Raw genomic sequence first — 21,749 nt, 5'->3', positions numbered from 1 at the left:
CGATGTCCGGGAGGCGAGGTGGTGGCTGGCAACGTGAGGCCCGACAGCCGCGTCAAGCGGCCAGCGGCGCGCCGACGGCTGCTGACAGCCATCGACCATGGGCCGCCGACGGCCGATGCGCTCGACGTCGCCCTTCAGCAGGCGACTGCTGACCTGCACGGTATCGGCGCCCTGGTGCACTGGCGTGCCCCCGGGGCCGACCGGTTGCGTCTGGTCGCGGTCGGCGGGCTCGCCCCGGAGATCGCCGAAACCTGGGCAGATCTCAGCGTGGACAGTGACACCGCCCCCGCCCGTGCCGTGCGTCGTGGTGCCGTCGTCTGGGTGGTAGGGGACGGCCTGGGGACAGGGGCCTCCGGCACCGCGGCGGTGCCGTTTCCCGGTATCGGAAGCTGTCCGGGCACTCTGTCCGTACTCACGGCGGGCCCCGGTGAGCCGGATCCCGACCAGTGGTCGTTCCTCTGCTCCGTGGCGACCTGGGCGGCCGGGAATCCGGCACACGCGCCTCATGTCGTCTCCGTCAGGCACTGGCAGTACGACGCCACGACCGGTTCTGTCACGCTCACCCCGCCCGTCATCGATCTGGCCGGTGCGTCGCAGCCGGCGTTCGACGAGCGAGCGGACCTCGACCGGGACGTCTCCGGCATCGACCCGCGGGTCTTCGCCGCCGACGTCCGCACGGCGCTCCGCAGGGGACGGGTGTACGACGCCGAATACCGTGTGCGCTACACAGACGGCACCGCGGGGTGGGTGCGAGCGCGCGGCCACATCGAGTCGGGCGAGGACGGCGCGACGGCCCGCATGGTGGGGACACTGTGGTTGCCGACGCGTCCGCACCAGGGGGACCATCCGGCCGCCGTCCTGCTGCGCGACATGGGCGAGGCGTTCCTGGCGGTCGACGAGAACTTCCGGATCACGTTCGTCAACAGGGAGGCGGAGCGGGTCCTCGGCCCGGGGCGGACGCTGCTCGGCAGACCTCTCTGGGAGGTCCCCGCCGGAGGCGCGCCCGATCTCGAAGCCCAGTGCCGGCGCGTGGCCGCCGAGCGGAAGGCGATCAGTCTCGATCTCCACTGGCCGACATGCCGACGCATCCACCGGGTCCGGTTCGTTCCGCTGCGCGGCGCCGGCCTGACGGTCTGCTTCGCCTACGGCGCCGACGAACCGGCACCGGCAGCGGGGCGCTCGGCCGGTGAACGGACCGCGGCCGAGCGCAGTGCCCGGATGAGCGAGCTGACCGCGGCGCTGGCCGAGGCTGTCACCTCGGCGGACGTGGTGAAGGCCGTCGCGGACCGGGTCTTGCCTCCCTTCGGTGCCGACGGACTGCTGGTGGACGCACTGGAGGGCAGCCGACTGCATGTGATCGGATCCGTAGGGTACGCCGAGGACTTCCTGCCCATGCTCGACGGGATCTCGCTCAAGACCCACATGGCGATCACCGAAGTGCTCCGCACCCGCACTCCACGGTTCGTCGAATCGGCCGCCGAGTACCACCGGTTCTATCCGGGGTTCGAGACCATAGTGAACGCCTCCGGCAAAAACGCCTGGGTGTTTCTGCCTCTGATCGCCTCCGGGCACACGATCGGCTGCTGTGTGATCTCCTTCTCCCAGCCGCGCTCGTTCAGCGAGGAGGAGCGCACCCTGCTGATAGCTCTGAGCGGGCTGATCGGACAGGCACTGGAGCGGGCCCGGCTCTACGACATGGAGCACAACCGCGCCCAGAACCTCCAGCGCGGCCTGCTCCCCAGGATGCTGCCCGACCTGTCGGCCGCCGTCGCCGCAGCCCGCTACATGCCTGCGGGCAAGGGAGAGGAGGTGGGAGGTGACTGGTACGACCTGATCCCGCTCTCCGGCGACAGGGTCGCGATCGTCATCGGTGACGTCATGGGGCACGGCATAGCGGAGGCCGCCATCATGGCGCAGCTGCGCATGGCGGTCCGCACTCTCGCCGACCTGGAACTGAGTCCGGACGAACTCCTCACACACCTCAGCGAACTGGTCGCGGATCTGGGCGACGACAAGTACGCCACCTGCTCGTACGCCGTGTTCGACCCCGTCACCCGGATCTGTTCGCTCTGCCTGGCCGGTCACCTGCCGCCAGCCGTCGTCCGTCCCGACGGGAGCGTCCACTTCCCGGAGCTGGTCGTCAACCCGCCGTTGGGCGCTGCCGAACCCCCCTTCGAGACAGACGAGCTGCTGCTGCCGGCGGACTGCCTTCTGGTGTTCTTCACGGACGGGCTCGTGGAATCCGCCAGCCGGGACATCGACGAGGGAGTGGCCCAGCTCCGGCAGACGCTGACCGAGGCATGCGCGGAGGCGCCGTACTTCGTCAGCGGGGCCGTGCATGACGACACCGCGCGCCTGGAAGCCCTGTGCGACGTGGTCGTCTCGACGCTGCTGCCCGACTGCGAGCAGACCTGCGACGACGCGGTCCTGCTCGTGACGCGGACCCGGGCCACACCCGCCGACCACGTCGCCTCGTGCAGCCTCCCGGACGATCCGCGGGCCGCAGGCCAGGCACGGGAGTACATCCGTGAACAGCTGTCCGCCTGGGATCTGGACGAGCTCGCCATGACCACCGAGCTCCTGGTGAGCGAGCTGGTCGGCAACGTCATCCGGCATGCCGCCGGCCCCATGCGACTGCGGCTGATCCGCAGCCGCTCCCTGATCTGCGAGGTGTACGACGGAAGTCTCACCAGCCCGCGCATCCGGCGTGCGGCGTTCACCGACGAGGGCGGCCGGGGGCTGCACCTGGTGGCCGCGCTGTCGCGGCGGTGGGGCACGCGCCATCTCGCCGACGGCAAGTGCATCTGGACCGAGCAGGACCTTCCAGCGGTTCTCTGATCCGCTCGCCCATGGCTTTGGACGGGTCGGCGCTCAGTGCCGGGCGGCGTGTCCGGCCAGCACTGTGGCCACGATCTCGGACGGTCTCACCGGCAGTCGTCGCACCCGCATCCCGTACTCCCGAAGGGCGTCGTCGATGGCCGCCGACACCGCCGCCGGGGCCACCATCCGGCCGCCCTCGCCGCCGCCCTTGATGCCGTACTCGGTGAACGGCGAGGGCGTCTGGACATGCCCGACGCGGAACGCCGGAATCTCGTCGGCGGTGGGGATCAGGTACTCCCTGAGGGTCGGGGACCTGAACCGCCCCTCCTCGTCGTAGGCCAGCTCCTCGTAGAGCGCGGTTCCGATGCCCTGCGCGGCGCCGCCGGTGATGTGACCGCCCAGACTCCTGGGGTTCACGATCGTCCCGGCGTCGTGCACGGCCACGTAGTCGAGGAAGGAGGGGATACCGGTGTCGGGGTCGACTTCCATGATCGCGATGTGGCAGGCGTGGCCCATGATCGGGTAGAAAACGCCGAGGTCGGAGCCGTCCGGTGCCGGAAGCGTCGTGTACGGGTGGTCGTAGGTGTAGGACTCTTCCAACCCGCTCGTCATGCCCTCGGGCAGGTTGAGCGCGAAGAAGTAGGCGGTGCCGGCCAGCTCGGCGATGGTCAGTCCCGTCTCCGGGGAGTCCCTGACCTGGACGCGTGCTTCGACCAGTTCGAGATCGTCCTCGGCCACCCCGAGGGTGTGCGCGGCGATGCGGATCAGCTTCTCCCGCAGCTTGCGTGACGCGCCCCGGATCGCGCCGGCCACCATGGCGGTGTAGCGGCTGCCACCCGGGCCGGTGCTGGGAAGCGCATGGGAGGAGTCGGCGTACTGCACGTTCACGCTCTCCGGCGAAATCCCGAACTCCTCGGCGAGCAGGGTGGCGCCCACCGTCTCGGGGCTGTTGCCCCACATCGACTGGCAGTGCAGCAGGAGCTGGAACTGCCCGATGGGATCGATGGTCACCGTCGCGCTTTCGGGAGTGGAGGTGATGGGGAAGGCGGGCTTCTCCATCAGGGCCCAGAATTCGGTGGCGCTGTAGACGCTGCGCTCCTGGACGGTGGCCAGCCCTATGCCGACATGGCGGCCTTCCTCCCTCCGCAGCCGCCGTTGCTCGGCCCGCCACCGGTCCAGGTCGATCATCGACAGGGCCTTGTCCAGCACGGCGGGGTAGTCGCCGCTGTCGTAGAGGTTGCCGCCGGGGATCTTGTACGGGAACTGGTGGGGCTGGATGAAGTTGCGGCGGCGGATCTCCTCGGGGGCGAGTCCGAGCCGGTCCGCGCCCTGGTCGACGAGCCGTTCCAGGACCCAGTTCTGCACCTCCGAGCCGGCGCCGCGGTAGACACTTTGCTGGCATTTGTTGGTCAGCACGGCTCGAAGCCGATACCGCACGTCCCGGAACCGGTACGGGCCGACGATCTGGGAGAAGGCGTTGCCGTGCTGGCCGACGCCGAGCTGCAGGTAGGCGCCGTAGTCGTCGACGACGTCGATGTCGAGGCCGACGATCGTGCCGTCCGCGCGAAAACCCATGCGGGCTTCGTAGATGCGGTCGGAGCCGTGGCTGTCCGAGTTCATCAGGTGGTCGGTGCGGTCCTCGATGTAGGACACCGGACGACTCAGCCGCAGCGCCAGGAAGCCGGCGAGGGTGGGCACCTTGTGCGCGATGGCCTTGCTGCCGAAGCTGCCGCCAGCCGGAACCGGCTTCATCGTCAGCTTGTTCGACGGCACCCTCAGCGCGGCCGCGATCAGGAAGGTGAGGTAGGTGAAGTTGAGCGAGTTGCAGAAGATCTCCAGTACGCCGTTGAAGCCGGGCCGAGCCAGCGCACCGGTGGTCTCCAGCGGCATACCGGCGCAGCGGCCCCAGCGCAGGGTGTCCTCGACGAGGAGATCGGCCCCGGCGAACGCGGCGGTCACGTCGCCGAACTCGAAGGTCCGCTCGAAGCCGATGTTGCTGCCGTGCTCCTCGTGCAGCAGGGCGGCCTCGGGCGCCATGGCCGTCATGGGGTCGGTGACCGGCGGGAGGGGATCGTAGTCGACCTTCAGCAGGTCGACGCCGTCCTCGGCCAGGTACCTGCTCTCCGCGATGACGGCCGCCACGGCCTCGCCGACGTAGCGCACCTTGTCCACGGCCAGCGGGTACTGGGCGATAGTGGGAGGACCGAAATTCACGCAGGGGTCCATTTTCGCCTTGCAGTCCGCCCCGGTGAACACGGCGACGACGCCGGGCAGTTCCAGCGCCTCGGCGGCGTCGACGGATCCGATCCGGGCGTGCGGCAGCGGACTGCGCAGGATCGCGGTGTGCAGCATCCCCGGTACGGCGAGGTCGGCGATGTACCCGCCGCGGCCGACCAGCAGCCGCGGGTCCTCCATCCGCCTGCGGTCCTTGCCGATGTACGTGAAGCCGGATGTGCCCATCGTCAGGGCCTCCTGCCGCGCTGTCGTCGCTCGGCGGACAGGACCGCGCGGACGATGTTCTGGTATCCCGTGCAGCGGCACAGGATTCCGGAGATCTCGTGACGCACCTCGGCATCGGTCAGCTCCCGGCCGGCCCCGACGGCCTCGTCGATGATCTCCTTGGCACGCAGCAGCATCGCGGGCGTGCAGAATCCGCACTGCAGCCCCTGTTCCTCGGCGAAGGCCTCCTGCACCGGGTGCAGCCGTGCCGGGTCGGCGGACAGGCTCTCGACCGTGGCCACCGTGTGCCCGTCGGCCTGCACGGCCAGCATCAGGCAGGAGCGCACGGTGTGACCGTCGAACAGGACCGTGCAGCATCCGCACTCGCCGTGCTCGCATCCCAGGTGTACGCCGACGAGGCCCAGCCCGTCGCGCAGGAAGTCGGCGAGGGTGGTGCGGGTGGACACCTCGTGCGTCACGTCCCGCCCGTTGACGTGCACCGTCACCGTCCGGCGGACGGTGACGTGCCCGGCCGCGGCGCTCACCGAGGGTCACTTCTCTCACGGGCTCGTGCCACGGCGGCGCCGACCGCGCGGCGCACCACGACCGACGCGAGGTGCCGACGGTAGGCGCGGTCGGTCTCCGGGTCGTCCCCGGCGGGCACCTGAGGAGCGATCTGCTGGGCGGCCAGGGCAACCCGCTCCGGGGTCGGGATCTCGTCGGCCAGCGCACGTTCCACGGCGTCGGCGCGAACCGGTGTCTCGGAGATGCCCAGGACCCCGACGGCGACGGAGGTGACGCGGCCGGACTCGTCGAGTCTCACCACCGCCGCGGCTCCGGCGAGGGCGAGGTCACCGGCGCGCCGGGCGACTTCCGCGAAGCCATGGCCCGCGCCGCGCGGTGTCACGGGCCAGCGGACGGCGATCAGGACCTCCTCGGGGCCCAGATCCGTTCTCATCAGGCCCCGGAAGAAGTCACGGGCGGTGACGGCACGAGTGCCCGGCGGCCCCCGCACGACCATCGTCGCGTCGAGCGTGACCGCGATGCACGGCAGTTCGGCGGCGGGGTCGGCGTACGCCAGGCTGCCGCCGACCGTGCCACGGTGGCGGACCTCGACGTGGCCGATGCGTGCGGTGGCCTCCGGCAGCAGGGGGATGAGGGCGTCCGCCAGCGGTTCGTGCTCCAGTTCGTACTGGCGGACCCCGGCGCCGACCTCCAGGGCGTCGTCCCGGCATCCAATGCGCCGCAGCTCGCGGATCCTGTTGATGTCGATCAGCACCGCAGGTCTGACAAGCCGCATGGCGAGGAGCGGAAGAAGGCTCTGTCCGCCCGCCAGGATCAGGGAGTCGGCGCCGTACTCGCTCTTCAGCGCGACGACCTCACCTACGGTTTCCGGATCGCAGTACATGAACGGAGGCGGTTTCATCGCCTCTCCTCGATGCGTGACGTGCGCGCGTAGGCAGCCGTTCTCCTTCCAGTTGACCACATCCGGTGTCATGACGGCGCGCGGTCCCCCGGGGCGGGCCGTCTGATCCACCACACGTGATACGGCGCGCACGGGCAGTCGAGCTCCTTCTCGAAGGCCTCGATCGAGGACGGGCGGCCGACGGGACGTACTGATGTCGCCTCCGGAGATCCCGTGCACGGCGACCAGGGCGACGGTGAGGCGCCCCGGCGAGGTCTCGGCGTGGTCGAGCAGTCGGGACGGCCGATCGCTGGGCACCGGCTTCGGAATGCCCCCTTCAGGTGCACAGGGCGATGGTGTCCTGTCGGCGGGCGTGCACGGACAGGTTTCCACGGCGCCTTCGACCTGCTGCTGCGTGATCTCCCGCAGCGCGGTAGCGCCGTCATTGCCGACGGTCGATCTCCGGCAGGCCCGGCTCAACCTGGTAGTCCGATCGTCGGTCCCTGCCGACTGGAGCGGGGTGCCCCGGGGTGCCTTGGCCGAGGCGCCGAAAACCCGCGGTACCCGCGTCTCCCACACCCGCCCCGAGCACGTGAGGACGTGGTTCTCGCACCGTCTCCAACCGTCCGGAGAACCCGCGGTCGCCCTCAACGGCGTCACCCGCATCGGCGCTGACGCCGAAACCGGGCGGCTCGCTCTGCGGATGCTCCCGCGAGTCTCCGGTTCGGCACCGCACAAGGGCCTGCGTATCGCTCGTGCGGAGATCAAGGGCACCCCCACAGTGGCCGACCCGAAGGCATTCGTCACTGCCCTCACCCGAGGCATCGGCTACGCACGTGCCTGTAGTTGCGGACTGATGCTCGCGCGTTGAACAAGGGCTCACGGCGCCCGCGAACTGCTCCGTCTGCTCCGGGCCACCGTGCTGCCCTCGCCCCGCCGCGACGATCACCTGCTGCACCGGTCCGCCTGGCGCCGCGAACACCAGCACCGCGCGGCCGAAGCACACCGCCGCTGGAACAACATCACCGCCGCCGCGACGACCTGACACGACCGGCGTGATCAAGAACTACAGCTGCCGTGAATGGGCCTGCGATCGTCAGTGTGGCCCGGATAACCCCACCTACGAGATGGCCAAAATGACGCGCGCAGGTTCAATCAGCGAGCCCTCATGGAAGCGGGAAGATCTTCCAGAAAGCGGCTTTCTGGGTTTATTCCGGGAACCATCTGAGATATTATGTAGAATTATGGATTCAAGCCGAGGCGGAGTCGTTTTCGCCGACGCCGGTCGCCATCGGGTACCGCCATGATCTGGGAAATACTGGTCCTGGGTTTTGTACTCAGTCTCGACAATTTCCGGGTATCGATCGCGCTCGGCACGGTCCCATTCGGTTTGAAGCGCGCGGTGCAGGTGGCGCTGACCTTCGGGCTGATGGACGCGATTATGCCCCTGGTCGGGCTGTTGATCGGTCACCAGATCGGGGAGTCCGTCGGGGACGTCGCCGATCTGGGGGGCGCCGCCGCGCTCGGCGGGTATGGTCTCTACCTGGTCATCTCGGCCCTTCGGAACCCCGAGCCGGACGAGTTGGACCACCCGTGGGCGTTGTTCGGCATCCCGTTGAGTCTGAGCCTGGACAACTTGTTCGCCGGGGCGAGCCTGGGGGTCCTTGGGCTCTCCCCGTGGTTCTCGGCCGCCGTCTTCGGTGTCATGACGGCGGCGTTGTCGCTGGTCGGGCTGCAGCTCGGACGTGCTGCGGCGCGTCTCATCCGGATCCGCTCGGACCTGCTGAGCGGGGTCACCTTGATCATCGCCGCTGCGGTGCTGCCGTTGTGGTCCGGTGGCTGAGCCGACCGGGTCGGTGCGCGCGGGGGACCAGCGGAAGATCATCGTCCCGCGAGTCGGCATTGGCGGCCTCGACGGCCTGGGCGACCAGGTCGTGGTCGGGCGACAGGTAGCAGACCGGGTCGGTGCGGGCGGCGTCGCCGGTGAGCAGGAACGCCTGGCAGCGGCACCCGCCGAAGTCCACCTCTCGCCGGAAGCAGCTCCGGCAGGGCTCCGGCATCCAGTCGGTCCCCCGGAACGCGGTCATCACCGGGGACTCGGCCCAGATCCACCGCAGCGAGTCCTCCCGCACGCTGGCCCGCGGCAACGGCAGGGACTGGGCGGCCGGGCAGGGCAGAACGTCGCCGTTCGGCGTCACGGTCAGTTGTCGGGAGGCCCAGCCGCCCATGCAGGGCTTCGGGTAGCGGCTGTAGTAGTCGGGGATGACGTAGATGACGTCCATGCGATCCCGCAGCCGCTCGCGGGCGGCCCGCACGACGGTCTCGGCCGCCTCGAGCTGGGCCCGGCTCGGCAGCAGCGCGTCACGGTTTCGCCAGGCCCAGCCGTAGTACTGGGTGTTGGCCAGCTCCAGCCGGTCGGCGCCCACCTCCTCGGCCAGCCCGATCACCTCGGCGACGCGGTCGATGTTGTGCCGGTGCAGCACCACGTTCATGGTGAGCGGCCAGCCCAGCTCCTTGACCACGCCCATCGCCTCGATCTTGCGCTGGAAGGACGGGGTCCCCGCGATCCGGTCGGACACGGTCGGTTCGTCGGCCTGGATGCTGATCTGCACGTGGTCCAGGCCGGCGGCCCGCAACTGCTCGGCCCTCGGAGGCGAGAGCCCGAGGGCGCTGGTGATCAGATTGGTGTAGAGGCCCAGGTCGTGGGCGTCCGCCACGATCTCCGCCAGATCGCGCCGCAGCAGCGGTTCCCCACCGGACAGATGACACTGCAGAACCCCGAGGTCGCACGCTTGGGCGAGCACCCGCCGCCACTCGTCGGTGGCCAGCTCGTCCTGGTAGCCGGCCATGTTCAACGGGTTGGAGCAGTACGGGCAGGCCAGCGGGCAGCGGTAGGTGAGCTCGGCGAGCAGGCCGTACGGGCTATCCATCGCTGAGCTCCAGCCAGCGCCGGGCGACGAGCCGGTCCAAGAACTGCCGCACCTCGTCCTCGGGGACGGTCTGGTAGCGGGCGCCGAGCTCGGTCACGATCTCGGCCACGGTGTGCCGCCCGTCGCACAGCTCGAGGACGGCCGCGCCGCTGCCGTTCAGCACCACCACCGTCTCGGGGTGCAGCAGGACCTTGCGCTGCCTGGTCCGGCAGAAGGTCAGCCGGACATGGCGCGCAAGCCTGGGCCGGTCCGAGCCGGACACGCCGGGTCGGGTCCTGGTTCTGGTCCGGGTCGTTCCGGTATGGGTCGCGTGCATGGTGGTCACTCCGGGTAGGCCTGGTCGATGGCGTCCATCAGGCTCCACAGGACGTCGCACTTGAACGACAGCGCGTCGACGGCGCGCGCCTGGGACTCGGCGGAGAGGCAGTGTGCGGTGACCACCTCCAAGGCGTGCTCGCAGTCACGTGGAGCCTGCTCCAAGCGGGCACGGAAGTAGACAAGGCCCTCGGGGTCGATCCACGGGTACCACCGCTCGAACGCGGCCAGCCGCGCGGCCATCAGGTCGGGCGCGAACAGCTCGGTGAGCGAGGACGCCACCGCCTCCACCCACGGCCGGGTCCGGGCGAAGTTCACGTAGGCGTCGACGGCGAACCGCACCCCGGGTACCAGGTGCCGGTGGTCCTTCACCTCCTCGCGGGTCAGCCCGGCGGCCTCGCCCAGGCGCAGCCACGCCTCGATGCCGCCCTCGCCGCCGGCGTTGCCGTCGTGGTCGATGATCCGTCGGATCCAGCGGCGGCGGACCTCGAGGTCGGGGCAGTTGGAAAGGATCGCGGCGTCCTTGCGGGGGATGTTCTCCTGGTAGTAGAAGCGATTGGCCACCCAGCCCCGGATCTGCCGACGGCTGAGTCGGCCCGCGTTCATCCGGACGTGGAACGGGTGCTGGTCGTGGTAGCGCCGCGAGTGGGCCCGCAAGATCTCGACGAAGCCGTCGGCGCCGGTTGTGGTGGTCGTTGTCATCACGGCTCTAAACCTGGACCTCGAGGCCGTCCATGGCCACTTCCATGCCGCTCTCCTCCACGGTACGCCGCTCGGGCGCGCCCTCCAGGAGGACCGGGTTGGTGTTGTTCATGTGTACGAAGATCGTCCGCCCCACACCCAGCGACGGGAGCTGCGCCAGGCTGCCGTCCGGGCCGTCGATGGGCAGGTGGCCCATCTCCCGGGACGTCTTGCCGGCCAGGCCGAGCCGTACCAGCTCGTCGTCACGCCAGCAGGTCCCGTCGATCAGCAAGCAATCGCAGCCCTCGATCTCCACGTGCAGCGCCGGTGTCAGCGATTGCACGCCTGGCAGGTACACCAGAGTCCCGCCGCTGCGCTCGTCGGCCAGCCGATAGCCCACGACCCGGCCGTGGTCCACCCCGGTTGCGAACCGGTCGCGCTTGACGGTGGGCACGTCGAAAGCCCGGCAGGACAGACCCTCCGCCAGGGCGAGGTCGGCGTCGGGGATCACCGCATGCCACTCGACCGGGCAGTAGCGCTCGAGCGTACGCAGAATCCCCGAGCCGTCGAACAGGGTCTTGCGCACCGCCTGAGTGGCGTACAGCCGCAGGGCGCGGGCCTCGCGCAACAGCAGCAGGCCCAGCGTGTGGTCCAGCTCGGCGTCGGTGAGCAGCACCGCCTCCAACGGCGTCGTCCGGTCGTCGCGCGGGTGCAGGCCTGGAAAGACCTCGATCTGGGCGCGTACGTCGGGCGAGGCGTTGATGAGGAACCACCGTCGTCGGTCGGCACTGACCGCGACCGACGACTGGGTGCGCGCGAGGCCGGCCCCGGAGCGGACCGCGGCGCACACCGGGCAGCCGCAGTTCCACTGCGGGGAGCCACCCCCCGCCGCCGAGCCCAGCACTCGCAGCAACACGCTGGCACTTCCGTTCATCGAGGATCCGGGTCCGTGAGGATCCAGGTCCGTCGTCGGCGCGGCCGTCCGTGGCCGTCTCGAACCGTCGGAGGGCGCCGGACCAGGTCCGGCGCCCTCCCACCTCCGCTAGTCCTCCAGGTCCTCCAACTGAGCGAGGTACATGGTCACCTCGGCCGCGACTGCGATCTCGTCGAACTCGGGTGTCTCCCACACAGCGAGCTGAGTCTCCATGGAGTCACCTCCTCTCTGGCGGATGCGGCAGGCTCCGGTCAGCGCGCTATGACGGTTCCGGGAGAGCGAAGACGAGCAGGGCGCTTCCGTGCCCCGCGCCGAGCATGCCGGGGAGGAACCCCTCGGCCCAGCCACCCCAGCCGACCGGTACGGCGACGTACTGCCTGCCGTCGACCATGTAGGTGCTCGGGCTGCTGTGGTGGCCGCTTCCGCACTGGAACTGCCACAGCTGTTCCCCGGTGCGGGCGTCGAGCGCGTTGAACTCCCCGGAGGGTTCACCCGCGAACACCAGGTCACCGCCGGTGGACAGCACCGAGGCGCACATCGGGAGTTCGTTGCGCCAGCGCCACTTCTCCTCGCCGGTGGCGTCGAAGGCGCTGATGGACCCCGCCATGTCCTCGATGTCCACCTGAACGCCCGCACCCCAGTACGGGATGCTCTCCTTGAACTCCCGGCGTCGCCGGGTGGCCGTGGCGCCGGTGTCCTGGACCGGGACGTAGAAGAGCCCGGTCTTCGGGCTGTAGGCCGCATGGGTCCATTCCTTGGCGCCGGCCGGACCCGGGTAGAAGTGGACCGGTTCTCCCTCCTTGTCCGGGTACACCTTCGCCGTCACCTTGCCGTCCCTCGTGATCGCTCCCCATGTGATGCGGTCCACGAAGGGGGTGATCCCGACCCTTTCGCCGTTCGTGCGGTCGAGGACGAAGAAGTAGCCGTTCTTGTCGAAGTGCCCGAGCAGTTTGCGCCCGTCCTGCTCGAACAGGATGCACTCGGCGATGCTGTCGTAGTCCCACACGTCGTGCGGGGTGCACTGGTAGTGCCAGCGGATCTGACCGCTGTCGACGTCGACGGCGATGACGCAGTCGGTGAAGAGGTTGTCGCCCTCGCGTACCTCTCCGTCGAAGTCGGGTGCCGGGTTGCCGGTGCCGACGTACAGCAGGTTCGTCTCCGGGTCGAAGGTGCCGGTGACCCAGCAGTTCGCCCCGCCGCGTGCCCAGGCCTCGCCTTCGGCGGGCCAGGTCTCCGATCCCGGCTCCCCGGGCTTCGGCACCGTGTAGCAGCGCCACTGGTGCTCGCCGGTCTCGAGGTCGAACGCGTCGAGGTGGCCGCGTACGCCGAACTCGCCGCCGGAACTCCCGACGATGACCATGTTCTTCACGATCAGCGGGGCGAGCGTGGCGCTCTCCCCGGCCCGGACGTCACCGTAGGTCTTGTCCCAGACCCGATGGCCGGTGGTGGCGTCGAGTGCGAGCACACGAGCATTCGCCGTGACGAAGAAGACCTTCCCCTGAGCCACGGCGACCCCTCGGTTCACGTTCCCGCAGCACAAGGAGACGTCGAAGGGGACCGCATGCTTGTACCGCCAGATCTCCACGCCCGTCTTGGCGTCAAGGGCCCAGACCCAGCCGTCCCAGCCGGAGAGGAACATGACCCCGTCGACGACGATCGGGGTGGCCTCGAACGAGTAGGTCGACGCGCCCGCGATCAGGCCGGTCGTGCCGGCCTGGAAGACCCATGCCGGGACCATGCGCTTGACGTTCTCCGTGTTGATCTGGTCCAGGGGGCTGTACCGCTGCCCGTTGTAGGCGCCGTAGTAGGTGAGCCAGTTCTGGGGTTCCTCGCGGGCATTGAGGATGCGTTCGTAGGTGACTCCGGCCACTACCGGCGGCGCGACATCCCCGCCCGCGGTCTTGCCGGTCAGGCGTCCCTGATCGACAGCAACGCCCGCGTCCACGTAGTCGACGGTCATTTCCTCCACCTCCTGCTTCTTGCTACGGCCGCGGCTGTTCGGGACGGTCGAGGCGAGCCTCCGGCGGAGCGTCTCCCAGGACGACGATGGCGCCGGTCAGCCCCCTGCCCTCGTCATTGCCCGTGGGCGAGCTGAACCAGTAGTAGCCCGGCCCGTCGAGGTTGAGGGTCGCGTGTCCGCGCGAGTGGTTCACGAGCCAGATGAACTTCCGGTCGCCGTTGCTCGGCAGGAGCGCGCAGTGCGTGTTCATGTCGTCATTGATGATCTCGAGTTCGATATCGCCTCCATGGGGCATGACCAGAATGTCGGGATCCCAGGTCAGCTCATCCGGGTGGATGCGAATGGTGGCCTCCATGTGGCCATCCGATTTCTCAGTGGCCTGTCCAATGCGTCCGGTTCCCAGCACTTGCCCGAGCGCTGCCTTGTTCTGTGCGTCCAACCCGATCTTGTCCAGCAGGTCGGACCGCTGCTGCGCGGTCGTCATCGGGGCTTCACTCTCCTCATCCCGAATCCCTGTTTTTCGGAAGAAATGTTCTCCGAATCAACTTTGGCATTTCTTGCGTCGAACGAACCACGCCGAAAAAGGGAGAGAATTTGGTATTCAACAAACACGCTACGCCGGAGGAATCACACCGCCAAGCGCGAGCGCCAGTCCGGGCTGCTCATGCCGTTCGTCCGCGACCGGCTACCGTTCGTACCCCGATGTGCCACCGTTGGGAGAAGCCGGACCGCATCGAGCGAGGTCGTACCGGTCGAGGTTCATGACCTTGGCCCACGCGGCAGCGAAGTCCTGCACGAACTTCTCCCGTGCGTCGTCGCTCGCGTAGACCTCAGCGATGGCACGCAGCTCGGAGTTCGAGCCGAAGACGAGGTCGACGCGGCTACCGGTCCACTTGACCTCGCCGGTAGCGCGGTCGCGGCCTTCGAAGGTTTCCGCGGTCGCGGATGTCGGCTTCCATTCGGTGCCCGTGGCGAGCAGATTCACGAAGAAGTCGTTGGTCAGCGACCCGGGCGCCGAGGTGAAGACGCCCAGCGGCGACTGCTGGTAGTTGGCGCCCAGCACCCGCAGGCCGCCCACGAGGACGGTCATCTCGGGCGCGCTCAGGTTCAGCAGGTTCGCTCGGTCCACGAGCAGGTGCTCCGACGGCAGCCGGTTTCCCTTGCCGCGGTAGTTGCGGAACCCGTCCGCGGTCGGCTCGAGCGGGGCGAAGGACTCCGCATCGGTCCACTCCTGCGTGGCGTCCGTGCGTCCCGGGCTGAAGGGGACCTGGACGTCGTGGCCGGCAGTCTCGGCGGCCTGCTCGACGGCGGCGGCTCCGCCAAGCACGATGAGGTCGGCCAGCGAGATCTTCTTGTCCCCGGTCTCGGAGCTGTTGAAGGACTCCTGGATCCCCTCCAGGATGTGCAGCACTTGTGCCAGCGTGTCAGGGTCGTTGACCTCCCAGCCCCGCTGCGGCTCGAGGCGGATGCGCGCGCCGTTCGCCCCGCCACGCCTGTCGCTGATGCGGAACGTCGAGGCCGACGCCCACGCGGTCGAGACGAGCTGGGAGACGGACAGCCCGGAGGCGAGGACCTGCCTCTTGAGCGCGGCGACGTCAGCCGCCCCGACGAGCTCGTGGTCCACGGCGGGGACCGGGTCCTGCCAGATCAGCGTCTCCCTGGGGACGAGCGGTCCGAGGTAACGCTGGATCGGGCCCATGTCGAGGTGCGTCAGCTTGAACCACGCCCGGGCGAACACATCCGCGAGGTGGTCCGGGTTCTCCAGGAAGCGTGTCGAGATCGACTCGTAGACCGGGTCCAACCGCAGCGCGAGGTCCGTCGTCAGAATCGTCGGGGCGTGTGTCGCCGATGGGTCGTGGGCGTCCGGCACGGTGCCGGCCCCGCCGCCGTCGCGGGGGATCCACTGCCACAGACCGGCGGGGCTCAGCTCCAGGTCCCACTCGTAGCCGAACAGGGTCTCGAAGAAGCTGTTGTCCCACCTCGTCGGGGTGGGTGTCCACGTACCCTCGAGCCCGCTGGTGATGGCGTCCGTGCCCTTTCCGGTGCCGTAGCTGCTCTTCCAGCCCAAGCCCTGCTCCTCAAGGGGGGCGCCCTCGGGTTCGGGGCCGAGGTGGGCGTCCGGGCCGGCCGCGCCGTGGGTCTTGCCGAATGTGTGGCCGCCCGCGATGAGCGCGACGGTCTCCTCGTCGTTCATCCCCATGCGCCGGAACGTCTCGCGGATCTCCCGGGCGGCGGTGAGCGGGTCCGGGACGGTGTTCGGCCCCTCCGGGTTGACGTAGATGAGGCCCATCTGGACCGCGGCCAGAGGGTTCTCCAGCTCCCGGACGCCGCTGTGGCGTTCGTCGCCGAGCCAGGCGCGCTCGGGACCCCAGTAGACGTCCTCGTCGGGCTCCCAGACGTCCTCCCGGCCGCCGGCGAAGCCGAAGGTCGTGAAGCCCATCGTCTCCAGGGCGCGGTTGCCCGCGAAGATCATCAGGTCGGCCCAGGAAATCTTACGGCCGAACTTCTTCTTCACCGGCCAGAGCAGCCGGCGCGCCTTGTCGAGGTTGCGATTGTCCGGCCAGCTGTTCAGCGGCGCGAAACGCTGCATGCCGGCGCCCGCGCCACCGCGGCCGTCGCCGATGCGGTACGTACCCGCACTGTGCCACACCATCCGGATCATGAGCGGCCCGTAGTGGCCGAAGTCGGCCGGCCACCACTCCTGCGACGTCGCCAGCACCTCGTCGACCTCCCGCGCCAGGGCGTCGAGGTCGAGCGTCCGGAACTCCGCGGCGTAGTCGAAATCCTCGCCCATGGGGTCGGCCACGGCGGGGTGTTTCCGGAGAATCGCCAGGTTGAGCCGGTTCGGCCACCAGTCGCGGGTGCTCGCGCCGCCCATCGCGTGGCTGCGGTGCCCGGCCGAGGCAGAGAGGCCGAGGCCGCCCGCGCCCCGGACGTTCATCTCGCCGACAACGGCGTTCGGACTGTCGCCCACGGGACTCTTCCTTCCGGGAACAGCGGTCGCCAGGCCACTCAGATGTCCAGCGCTCGGCGCACGGCCGGGGCGTTCCGCCGGGAAACCGGCACCATCTCGTTCGCCCGGTCGTCCATGACCAGAGACAGCTCGCCCTTGGGCCCGCGCTCTATCTCCCGGATGCGGCTGAGGTTGACCACATACCGGCGGTGCACCCGCAGGAAGCCGACATCCGCCAGCTCACCTTCGAGCTTGTCCAGACTCAAAGAGGCGGCTCGCAATCGCCCCTGATCGGTGGAGAGCCACACATCGTTTCCCTGCGATTCGGCGAAGGAGACTTCCGGCAGCCGCAGCAGAACCATCCGGTTGTCGCGCATCGCGACCAGTCGGCGCGGCTGCGCCCGAGGGTGCGCGGCCCCCTCAGCCTGGGGCAACTGCGCCCCGTCGGAGGCACCGAACGAGACCAGGGTCCCGATCACGTGTCCGGACGAGAAGACGGGTCGGATGCTGATCGATGTCGGCTCGTCGGCGAGGTGGGCGAAGATCTGCGTCGAGCCGACCCAGTCAGGATTGTGGGCTGCCTGCCTGGTGGCATACCGGGCGGCTGTGATCAGTTCGGGCAGTCCTGGGTTCCATCGCAGCGTGGGGTCGACCGCCGGGGTGCGAGCCGGGACGCCCAGGAGCACGCTTGCCATGTCGTCGGCGATCACCACCTTGCCCGCGGCGTCCACCGCTGCGAGCGCCGCACTGGAGCGTGCCCTGGCCTGGGTGTAGGCCGCGACCAATTCGGCACCGCTGTCCCGGGCGCGCCTCTTCAGCGGGTACTGGGTCATGGTGGCCGCGTTCGCCAGCCAGCTTTCCGTGGACGCGGGAAGCCGGCTGCGCCAGCAGCAGATATTCAGGACCGCGATCGGTTCTCTGGTCACCACGTCGCGCACCGCGATGCCCGCGCCGACCCAGTTGTGGAGCGTCTGACACCAGTGCTCCGCGCCCCTGATCGGTACCGGGCCGTGCGCCTCGAGCGCCGTGCCCATGCCGTTCGTACCGACCGCGCACTCGGACCAGCAGAACCAGGGCGCCAGATTGGAGTCGCCCGCTCTGGCGAGCGTGGCCTGATCACCCCACTCGGCCAGGATCCGGCCGGTGGCATCGGTGACAGTGACGACGCCACCGAGGTTGCCCACTTCATGTGCCACGGAGGCAGCACGAAAACCCAGCTCAGCGAATACGACATCGTGCTCGGGCGTATGGCTGGGCTCCGCGACGGCCACCGGAGCCTCGGTGAGGTGAGGATCGACCCGGTATTGCTCTCGGCAGCGATGCCAGGAGATCGCCACCAGGGGCCGGACATCCGGAACCTGATCCTCGCCCTGCACGAACCGTTCCCACGCCGCAAGGACGGTGCCGCCGGCCAGGTTCGCCGCGCCGGGCTCAAGCCGATGTACATCCCTCATGGTTCAGAACCGCCCTTGGTCCATCCCCAACGCCCGACGGCGTGCGGGCTGTCCGCGCCGGTCGCCGCTCCTCGCGGCCGGTCCGGTGGCGGACTGGGCCCCGCGTCGCGCGTCGTCCCGCTTCGTCACTCGTTCCAGGCTGTGTCACAGGCCTGCACTCCCCACCCTAGGTACCGTTGTCGGCCTGCGCACGTCCCTCTCCAGGCCGCGTGCGCGAAATGCCACTTCCTGGCCGGCCCTGGACAGCGCACCCGCGAGCGAGGTGCGCGACGCACGGCAGGCGTCCCCCCGGTTGATCTGCGCTCGGAGCCATTCCGCGGGCTCGCTGTCGCGGCATCGGACGAACTCCTCGCCCCCCGACTCGGCCAGCCGAAGGCCGCCCCTGCGGACCGATGCTGACCTTCTGCTGACCTCGAAGCCCGCGCTATGCGCCTGACCTGCGGGCTCGTCCAAGTATTAGATCTTGGCCTTGAAAATTGTACGAAACACCGAGAAACTCCTCATTTGTCTGCTTCCTGCCAGCTTTTTGCAGGTCAAGGGCGGTCTTCGGCGCGTACAACGATTCGCATGTGCGGTCATTCACGGCAGCTGTAGTTCTTGATCACGCCGGTCGTGTCAGGTCGTCGCGGCGGCGGTGATGTTGTTCCAGCGGCGGTGTGCTTCGGCCGCGCGGTGCTGGTGTTCGCGGCGCCAGGCGGACCGGTGCAGCAGGTGATCGCGGTCGCGGCGGGGCGAGGGCAGCACGGTGGCCCGGAGCAGACGGAGCAGTTCGCGGGCGCCGGCCGGGACGAGTCGGCCGCGGGTGGCCTGGGCGGTGGTGCGCAGGCGGGTGACGGCGAGGACGGCGGCGGCGAGCATGCTGATGAAGGTCCAGCGCATCCAGGAGTTCCAGCAGGTGGTCTGGCCCTGGTCGAGGCCACAGGCACTCTTGCCGAACTGGAAATTCTCTTCGATCTTCCAGCGGCAGCAGATCACCTCGACCAGTGTGGCCAGGGCGCGGGCGCGCTCGAGCATGTCGGCGGCCAGCTGCGGCTTGGTGGCGAACTCCCGTTCGTCGGGAACATGGGTGAGTAGGCGCCGCTCTTCGTCAGCCGCCCAGGTCGCGGGCAGGTACAGCTCCCGGTCGATCACCGCGTGGCCGCGTCGGGAGGCGTAGGTGAGGTGGACGGCGACCTGGCACAGGCCCACTCCGCCCAGGGTCCCTTGGCGTGGATGGTGACGGCGCTGACCGCGACGTCGGTGGTCTGGTGGAGCCAGAGGTCCTGGAGCAGGTCATGGGTCACGACCGTTCATGATCGCGGGCCCGGTGACCCTCCGTGGCATCAGCACCAAAAGTGATCCAGAACCGCCGTAGCCGACACGGGAATGTTCCCTGGAGAAGGCGTTCACGGCGAAGGGGTACGCAGTGCGCCCCGCACGCCGGCCTGGGGTCCGGCCGCCTGATCCTCCTGCTCCCGGACCCGCAGCGATGATCCCGGCCCGGCCGGCAGGTCTATTGCGCAGGTTGCCTGGTGCCACGAGCTGGGACCGTCGCGTGTTGCGTTTGTGGAGACCCGATAACTGGGTCTGCGGTCAGCATGGTTCCCAGGGGGTGGGGATTTTCGCTCGCGCTAGGAGGAGCGGTTCGTAGGTGACTCGCGGTGCGAGGCCGAGACCGCCGAGGTCAGCGTGGCGGGTGAAGCGAGGGTGGAGCCTTCCCGGAGAACCTGACCACCTGTCAGTAAAGTCGGCATTGAGTCAGCATCAGTCCGATCAAAGCTGACTACGGCTGGCGAATCCTGCACTTCGAGGGGTGATGGAACAGGCCGTGTTACGTGGTTTTGCTCTGGCTATCTTGATGAACCGGGCGGGGCGTCTCTCGCCTCGCCCGGTGGCGCGTGTGCAGGGTCGCGAAATCCCAGCTCAGCGCACTCTTCCCCGCGGTTTCAGCGGCACCGGCGGCAGTTCGGGGGCGGGTAGAGGGGCTCCGTCGTAACCCTTCACTTCCCCAAATCGCGACCCGTTCATCCAGTCCTCGCGGGCCTGCTCGATGTCCTCCTGGGTACGCCCGACGAAGTTCCACCACATACCACGCGATCGACGGTTCTTCCCAGGTCAGAGGTATCGCACACCCTCGGGCGTCAGCAAAAGGTCAGCATCGGACGCCGAGGAGTCATCCCCACATGGCAGCACGCACGCTCGCCCGCGGCATGGGCACCTTCTTCAAGGACTGCGAGCACCCTGAGTCCCGCTGGTCGAAGTGCCCGCACGAGTACAAGATCCGGTACCGCAGTGCGGCGGGCAAGCAGGTGGAGGAGTCCGGTTTCGGGACGCAGGACAAGGCGATCGCGCGTTTGACGGAGGTCTACAACCAGAAGAAGGCGGCGCCACACTCCCAGTCGAAGGCGGACCGGATCCAGAAGTACGGGAGGATGCGGTTCGAGGAGTACGTCGAGGAGTGGAAGGCCGGCCAACGGCACTTGGCAGCCTCGTCTCGACGCCACCTCGACTCGCTCTTGGAGCACCACCTTTACCCGGCGCTGGGCAGCCGGCGGATGAACTCCTTCGACCACAAGGTGGCGGACGGTTTCATCCGCACCATGGAACGCAACGGTGCTGGTCTGGCGACCCAGTCCAACGCCTTCGACAAGCTGCGCGCGGTCCTCCTCGACGCGCATCGCCTCGGCCTCTTCTCCGACAACCCCATGGACGGCGTCAAGCCGCCGCAGTACGACCCGGCTCGGGCGGTGATCCCGTCCCTCGAACAGCTGCGAGCGATACGAACCGCCGGTGACGACGCCTTCAAGCTTGTCATCGATTTGATGAGCGGCCGTGGCCTGCGGAACGGCGAGGCGTACGCGGTGAATCTCAACAACTTCGTGGCCGATGACGTGTACCGGATCACCGAACAGGTTGTGCTGTCGACCCGCACGTACGGTCCGCTCAAGCACCACAAGGCGGGGGAGTACCGCGATGTGCCCCTGCCCGCTCGGATCAGGGACACGATCCAGTGGTATGCCGAGAAGTACGGCACGGTTGACGGCTACCTGCTGCGGCAGGAGACCGACCCTCGCAAGCCGTACCCGCATTGGGGAATGGACAACCAATGGCGGCGGATCAGGGCATCGGGCAAGGTGGACATCCCGGAGGGGATGGTCCTCTATGGGAACCGCCACTTCTACGCGTCGAACTGCCTGAGCCACGGCATCCCGATTACGGATGTCGCTGAGTGGATGGGGCACAAGAGCGTCGACGTCACGTTCAAGATCTACCGGCATCTCCTGCCGGGATCGATCGGCAAGGCCGCGCAAGTCCTGAACATGGCACTCGCGGCCTGACGCGAGCGGTGATTCCTGGCCGTGTCGACGGCCAGGAACCGAGCGTGGCGTGCCTCAGCCGAGCCTGTGTTGCCGAGCCCAGGCGTGCACATCGGTGATCTTGAACTGCAGCTTGGCGCTGCGACCATTTCCGAACTTGTAAGGGACGAGTCCGAGTTTGGGTGCGTCTCGGTAGACCCACGTGATCGACATGTTCAGATACTCGGCGGTCTGCTTGGCGCTCATGAACTGGGTGGGCATACAGGGTCCTCAAGGTCGGGTCGAGAAGGCCTGAGTTTTTGCTGCAGACCATGGTTTGCCGAGGCAGTGGATCGAGTGGTAGGGAAGCGGGCAACGGCTACTACTAGCGCGAAGACGTCCAACAGCTTCCTCGGCGTCGGTGTCGCCCAGTCCTCCACCGGCAACGGCGCGGGTGTCATCCAGTGGCACGACCTGAGCGTCGACGACTAGGCCGTTTCGTTTGGATCAGTCGGTCGTTGGTCTGGGTGTGCCGTTAACTGATGCGCAGTGGTCGCGGATCGAGCCGTTGCTCCCTGACCGG

General features: G+C 68.6%; 20 protein-coding genes and 1 pseudogene. 6 read left to right on the top strand and 15 right to left on the bottom strand.

Going from position 1 to position 21,749, the window contains the following annotated elements:
- Nucleotides 1-21 precede the first annotated feature (21 nt).
- Nucleotides 22-2,838 carry a SpoIIE family protein phosphatase gene (locus tag ACFY0P_RS27145; protein WP_388918236.1) on the top strand — a complete coding sequence of 939 codons (2,817 nt, stop codon included), beginning with the start codon at nucleotides 22-24 and terminating at the stop codon, nucleotides 2,836-2,838.
- A gap of 33 nt (nucleotides 2,839-2,871) precedes the next feature.
- On the opposite strand, the gene ACFY0P_RS27140 is transcribed toward ACFY0P_RS27145, so the two are convergent.
- From ACFY0P_RS27140 to ACFY0P_RS27130, 3 genes are read right to left on the bottom strand one after another with little or no spacing between them, the layout of a single operon-like run.
- Nucleotides 2,872-5,280: a xanthine dehydrogenase family protein molybdopterin-binding subunit gene (locus ACFY0P_RS27140; protein WP_388918234.1), complete on the bottom strand. Its 2,409-nt coding sequence runs from the start codon at nucleotides 5,278-5,280 to the stop codon at nucleotides 2,872-2,874.
- Between the two features lie 2 nt (nucleotides 5,281-5,282).
- Nucleotides 5,283-5,804 carry a (2Fe-2S)-binding protein gene (locus ACFY0P_RS27135; protein ID WP_388918231.1) on the bottom strand — a complete coding sequence of 174 codons (522 nt, stop codon included), beginning with the start codon at nucleotides 5,802-5,804 and terminating at the stop codon, nucleotides 5,283-5,285.
- Nucleotides 5,801-6,685, bottom strand: coding sequence for an FAD binding domain-containing protein (locus ACFY0P_RS27130; RefSeq protein WP_388918228.1), 885 nt, complete (start codon nucleotides 6,683-6,685; stop codon nucleotides 5,801-5,803). Before ACFY0P_RS27130 ends, ACFY0P_RS27135 begins: the two co-directional genes overlap by 4 nt.
- Before the next feature lie 193 nt (nucleotides 6,686-6,878).
- Here ACFY0P_RS27130 and ACFY0P_RS27125 point away from each other — a divergent pair, with 193 nt between their 5' ends.
- From ACFY0P_RS27125 to ACFY0P_RS27115, 3 genes are all read left to right on the top strand, one after another.
- Nucleotides 6,879-7,535: a type I-E CRISPR-associated protein Cas6/Cse3/CasE gene (locus tag ACFY0P_RS27125; RefSeq protein WP_388918225.1), complete on the top strand. Its 657-nt coding sequence runs from the start codon at nucleotides 6,879-6,881 to the stop codon at nucleotides 7,533-7,535.
- A 48-nt stretch (nucleotides 7,536-7,583) separates the two neighbouring features.
- Nucleotides 7,584-7,709: a hypothetical protein gene (locus ACFY0P_RS27120; RefSeq protein ID WP_388918222.1), complete on the top strand. Its 126-nt coding sequence runs from the start codon at nucleotides 7,584-7,586 to the stop codon at nucleotides 7,707-7,709.
- Nucleotides 7,710-7,967: 258 nt separating this feature from the next.
- Nucleotides 7,968-8,507 carry a manganese efflux pump MntP family protein gene (locus ACFY0P_RS27115; RefSeq protein WP_388918219.1) on the top strand — a complete coding sequence of 180 codons (540 nt, stop codon included), beginning with the start codon at nucleotides 7,968-7,970 and terminating at the stop codon, nucleotides 8,505-8,507.
- On the opposite strand, the gene pqqE is transcribed toward ACFY0P_RS27115, so the two are convergent.
- The 11 genes and pseudogenes from pqqE to ACFY0P_RS27060 all read right to left on the bottom strand — a co-directional run.
- On the bottom strand, nucleotides 8,467-9,594 hold the full coding sequence (gene pqqE / locus ACFY0P_RS27110) for a pyrroloquinoline quinone biosynthesis protein PqqE (protein WP_351498016.1): 1,128 nt from the start codon (nucleotides 9,592-9,594) through the stop codon (nucleotides 8,467-8,469). The genes ACFY0P_RS27115 and pqqE overlap by 41 nt on opposite strands.
- On the bottom strand, nucleotides 9,587-9,856 hold the full coding sequence (pqqD, locus tag ACFY0P_RS27105) for a pyrroloquinoline quinone biosynthesis peptide chaperone PqqD (protein ID WP_293988689.1): 270 nt from the start codon (nucleotides 9,854-9,856) through the stop codon (nucleotides 9,587-9,589). Before pqqD ends, pqqE begins: the two co-directional genes overlap by 8 nt.
- Nucleotides 9,857-9,915: 59 nt before the next feature.
- Complete coding sequence (gene pqqC / locus ACFY0P_RS27100; RefSeq protein ID WP_293988691.1) at nucleotides 9,916-10,614, bottom strand: pyrroloquinoline-quinone synthase PqqC; 699 nt, start codon at nucleotides 10,612-10,614, stop codon at nucleotides 9,916-9,918.
- 4 nt (nucleotides 10,615-10,618) lie between these two features.
- Nucleotides 10,619-11,524: a pyrroloquinoline quinone biosynthesis protein PqqB gene (gene pqqB, locus ACFY0P_RS27095; protein ID WP_388918215.1), complete on the bottom strand. Its 906-nt coding sequence runs from the start codon at nucleotides 11,522-11,524 to the stop codon at nucleotides 10,619-10,621.
- Between the two features lie 108 nt (nucleotides 11,525-11,632).
- Nucleotides 11,633-11,737: a pyrroloquinoline quinone precursor peptide PqqA gene (gene pqqA, locus ACFY0P_RS27090; RefSeq protein WP_293988696.1), complete on the bottom strand. Its 105-nt coding sequence runs from the start codon at nucleotides 11,735-11,737 to the stop codon at nucleotides 11,633-11,635.
- Nucleotides 11,738-11,783: 46 nt separating this feature from the next.
- The gene (locus ACFY0P_RS27085; protein WP_388918212.1) at nucleotides 11,784-13,484 is read right to left on the bottom strand and encodes a PQQ-dependent dehydrogenase, methanol/ethanol family; all 1,701 of its coding nucleotides are present in this window, start codon (nucleotides 13,482-13,484) and stop codon (nucleotides 11,784-11,786) included.
- A 22-nt stretch (nucleotides 13,485-13,506) separates the two neighbouring features.
- A complete protein-coding gene (locus tag ACFY0P_RS27080) occupies nucleotides 13,507-13,968 on the bottom strand; it encodes an MSMEG_3727 family PQQ-associated protein (RefSeq protein WP_293988702.1) in 462 nt (153 codons plus the stop codon).
- 201 nt (nucleotides 13,969-14,169) lie between these two features.
- On the bottom strand, nucleotides 14,170-16,425 hold the full coding sequence (katG, locus tag ACFY0P_RS27075) for a catalase/peroxidase HPI (RefSeq protein ID WP_388919039.1): 2,256 nt from the start codon (nucleotides 16,423-16,425) through the stop codon (nucleotides 14,170-14,172).
- Between the two features lie 71 nt (nucleotides 16,426-16,496).
- Complete coding sequence (locus ACFY0P_RS27070) at nucleotides 16,497-17,891, bottom strand: LytTR family transcriptional regulator DNA-binding domain-containing protein (protein ID WP_388918209.1); 1,395 nt, start codon at nucleotides 17,889-17,891, stop codon at nucleotides 16,497-16,499.
- 615 nt (nucleotides 17,892-18,506) lie between these two features.
- Nucleotides 18,507-19,088: a transposase gene (locus tag ACFY0P_RS27065; RefSeq protein ID WP_388919036.1), complete on the bottom strand. Its 582-nt coding sequence runs from the start codon at nucleotides 19,086-19,088 to the stop codon at nucleotides 18,507-18,509.
- Nucleotides 19,089-19,793: 705 nt separating this feature from the next.
- Nucleotides 19,794-19,958, bottom strand: a pseudogene (locus ACFY0P_RS27060) (pirin family protein); the annotation flags it as partial.
- Between the two features lie 95 nt (nucleotides 19,959-20,053).
- On the opposite strand from ACFY0P_RS27060, the gene ACFY0P_RS27055 reads away from it, so the two are divergent.
- Nucleotides 20,054-21,208, top strand: a complete 1,155-nt coding sequence (locus ACFY0P_RS27055; RefSeq protein ID WP_388918206.1) for a tyrosine-type recombinase/integrase — start codon at nucleotides 20,054-20,056, stop codon at nucleotides 21,206-21,208.
- 54 nt (nucleotides 21,209-21,262) lie between these two features.
- Here ACFY0P_RS27055 and ACFY0P_RS27050 read toward each other — a convergent pair whose 3' ends face one another.
- Nucleotides 21,263-21,448, bottom strand: a complete 186-nt coding sequence (locus tag ACFY0P_RS27050; RefSeq protein ID WP_388918203.1) for a hypothetical protein — start codon at nucleotides 21,446-21,448, stop codon at nucleotides 21,263-21,265.
- 66 nt (nucleotides 21,449-21,514) lie between these two features.
- Here ACFY0P_RS27050 and ACFY0P_RS27045 point away from each other — a divergent pair, with 66 nt between their 5' ends.
- On the top strand, nucleotides 21,515-21,658 hold the full coding sequence (locus ACFY0P_RS27045) for a hypothetical protein (RefSeq protein ID WP_388918200.1): 144 nt from the start codon (nucleotides 21,515-21,517) through the stop codon (nucleotides 21,656-21,658).
- Nucleotides 21,659-21,749 lie beyond the last annotated feature (91 nt).

It is taken from the genome of Streptomyces sp. NPDC001714 (genome assembly GCF_042892755.1).
GTDB lineage: Bacteria > Actinomycetota > Actinomycetes > Streptomycetales > Streptomycetaceae > Streptomyces.
The sequence above is the reverse complement of the archived record's forward strand: the minus strand, read 5'-3'. Positions and strand labels throughout refer to the sequence as shown.

Excerpts from the sequence above, each read along its gene's own strand:
- ACFY0P_RS27130 (WP_388918228.1), bottom strand. The coding sequence starts at position 6,685 with ATGAAACCGCCTCCGTTCATGTACTGCGATCCGGAAACCGTAGGTGAG.
- ACFY0P_RS27125 (WP_388918225.1), top strand. The coding sequence starts at position 6,879 with ATGTCGCCTCCGGAGATCCCGTGCACGGCGACCAGGGCGACGGTGAGG.
- pqqA (WP_293988696.1), bottom strand. The coding sequence starts at position 11,737 with ATGGAGACTCAGCTCGCTGTGTGGGAGACACCCGAGTTCGACGAGATC.
- ACFY0P_RS27050 (WP_388918203.1), bottom strand. The coding sequence starts at position 21,448 with ATGCCCACCCAGTTCATGAGCGCCAAGCAGACCGCCGAGTATCTGAAC.
- ACFY0P_RS27085 (WP_388918212.1), bottom strand. The coding sequence starts at position 13,484 with ATGACCGTCGACTACGTGGACGCGGGCGTTGCTGTCGATCAGGGACGC.
- ACFY0P_RS27115 (WP_388918219.1), top strand. The coding sequence starts at position 7,968 with ATGATCTGGGAAATACTGGTCCTGGGTTTTGTACTCAGTCTCGACAAT.
- pqqE (WP_351498016.1), bottom strand. The coding sequence starts at position 9,594 with ATGGATAGCCCGTACGGCCTGCTCGCCGAGCTCACCTACCGCTGCCCG.
- ACFY0P_RS27070 (WP_388918209.1), bottom strand. The coding sequence starts at position 17,891 with ATGAGGGATGTACATCGGCTTGAGCCCGGCGCGGCGAACCTGGCCGGC.
- katG (WP_388919039.1), bottom strand. The coding sequence starts at position 16,425 with ATGAACGTCCGGGGCGCGGGCGGCCTCGGCCTCTCTGCCTCGGCCGGG.
- pqqB (WP_388918215.1), bottom strand. The coding sequence starts at position 11,524 with ATGAACGGAAGTGCCAGCGTGTTGCTGCGAGTGCTGGGCTCGGCGGCG.
- ACFY0P_RS27055 (WP_388918206.1), top strand. The coding sequence starts at position 20,054 with ATGGCAGCACGCACGCTCGCCCGCGGCATGGGCACCTTCTTCAAGGAC.
- ACFY0P_RS27140 (WP_388918234.1), bottom strand. The coding sequence starts at position 5,280 with ATGGGCACATCCGGCTTCACGTACATCGGCAAGGACCGCAGGCGGATG.
- ACFY0P_RS27080 (WP_293988702.1), bottom strand. The coding sequence starts at position 13,968 with ATGACGACCGCGCAGCAGCGGTCCGACCTGCTGGACAAGATCGGGTTG.